The sequence below is a fragment of the Planomonospora algeriensis genome (genome assembly GCF_977012225.1).
Genome location: NZ_CDRNDK010000763.1, coordinates 1 through 1,929 on the forward strand (window position 1 = coordinate 1; position 1,929 = coordinate 1,929).

Consider the following 1,929-nt stretch of genomic DNA (forward strand, 5'->3'; position numbering starts at 1 on the left):
CGTCGCGCCCGCTCGCCGCGGCCAGCGCGGCCGTCAGCACGGTGACCGCGACGGTCGGCCCGGGGTGGCAGGCCCGCACCAGTCCGGACAGGAGCGCCGCAAGTCGGGGGCGGCTCTCACCGCGCGATGTCCCGCTCGTCGTCACGGACGCGATCCTAGACGCCGGTGATCGGCTCGGTGAAGCATGGCGCCCGCCCTCGCGGGCAGAGATCAGGTAGTCCCCCTCCGCGAGCCGGGAGCGTCCAGATTGAGCCGTATCACCGCCGTCCACGGCGTGCTGCCCCCCAACCGCCACTCCCAGGAGGAGATCACGGACGCGTTCGCGCGGCTGTGCCTGCCCGAGGGAACCGACCGCTCGCTCCTGAACCGGTTCCACGCGAGCGCGGGGGTCGGCCACCGCCACCTGAGTCTGCCGCTCGACCGGTACGACAAGCTCGACGGTTTCGGAGCGGCCAACGACGTCTTCATCGACACCGCGCTCGAGCTGGGCGCCCAGGCGGTGAGCGGCGCGCTGGAGGAGGCGGGGCTCGCCCCGGAGGACGTCGACATGATCATGTGCACGTCCGTGACGGGCGTCGCCGCGCCCTCGATCGAGGCCCGCCTGGCGGGCCGGCTGGGACTGCGCCCGGACGTCAAGCGGGTGCCGGTCTTCGGCCTCGGCTGCGTCGCCGGGGCGGCCGGGATCGCCCGCGTCCACGACTACCTGCGCGGCTGGCCCGGCCACGTGGCCGTGCTGCTCTCGGTCGAGCTGTGCTCCCTGACCCTGCAGCGCGGGGACGCCTCGGTCGCCAACCTGGTGGCCTCGGCGCTGTTCGGTGACGGCGCGGCCGCGGTGGTGCTCTGCGGGGACGGGCACGAGCCTCCGTCGCGGGGGCCCGGACGGGGCTCGGCAGAAGGATCGGGACGGGGGCCTGCCGGGGGACCGGTACGGGGACCCGAGGTGGTCGCCACCCGCAGCCGCCTGTACCCCGGCTCCGAGCGGGTGATGGGCTGGGAGGTCGGCGACACCGGCTTCCGGGTGGTGCTCGACGCGAGCGTCCCCGACGTGGTCAGGACCTACCTGGCCGAGGACGTGCACGGTTTCCTGGCCGACCACGGCCTGACCTCCGGGGACGTCACGGCGTGGGTGTGCCATCCCGGAGGGCCGAAGGTCCTGGAGGCCGTCTCCGAGGCGCTCCGGCTCCCGGCCGGCGCGCTCGACGTCACCCGGCGCTCCCTGGCCGGCGTCGGGAACCTCTCCTCCTCCTCGGTGCTGCACGTCCTGCGGGACACGATCGCCCTGCGGCCGCCGCCGGGCACGCCGGGCCTGATCATCGCGATGGGCCCCGGCTTCTGCTCCGAACTCGTCCTGCTGCGCTGGTAGGGGGTGGCCAGGATGTCGTGGCAGCTTTCGTCGTGGTACCTGCTGCTGGTGCTGCTCGTCGCCGTCGAGCGGCTCGCCGAGCTGGTCGTCGCCCGCCGCAACCTGCGGTGGAGCCTGGCCCGCGGCGGAGTGGTCTCCGGCCGCGGGCACTATCCGTGGATGGTGCTCCTGCACACGGGCCTGCTGGCCGCCTGCCTGGTGGAGGCGGGCCTGTCCGGCCGGCCCTTCGTCCCGGCGCTCGGCTGGCCGATGCTGGCCCTGGTGCTCGCCGCGCAGGCGCTGCGCTGGTGGTGCATCACCACCCTGGGACCGCAGTGGAACACCCAGGTGGTCGTGGTGCCGGGTCTGGCGGCGGTCACCGGCGGCCCCTACCGGTTCCTGCGCCACCCCAACTACGTGGCGGTGGCCGTGGAGGGGGCGGCGCTCCCCCTGGTGCACGGGGCATGGGTCACCGCCGCGGTCTTCACGGCCTGCAACGCCGTACTGATGGCGGTCCGGATCCGGTGCGAGGACGCCGCGCTGGCGGCGCTCGCCTCCCGCTGCTGTTCCGGCTCCACGCGCCCGGT

Annotated in this window: 2 protein-coding genes; both read left to right on the forward strand. The window is 74.6% G+C overall.

The features are described from left to right. The first annotated feature begins 247 nt into the window (after positions 1-247). Positions 248-1,363, forward strand: a complete 1,116-nt coding sequence (locus tag ACWJ6R_RS35495) for a type III polyketide synthase (RefSeq protein ID WP_449066407.1) — start codon at positions 248-250, stop codon at positions 1,361-1,363. Between the two features lie 12 nt (positions 1,364-1,375). Next, positions 1,376-1,929, forward strand: a 554-nt coding sequence (locus ACWJ6R_RS35500; protein ID WP_449066408.1) for an isoprenylcysteine carboxyl methyltransferase family protein, incomplete at its 3' end; no start/stop codon positions are given.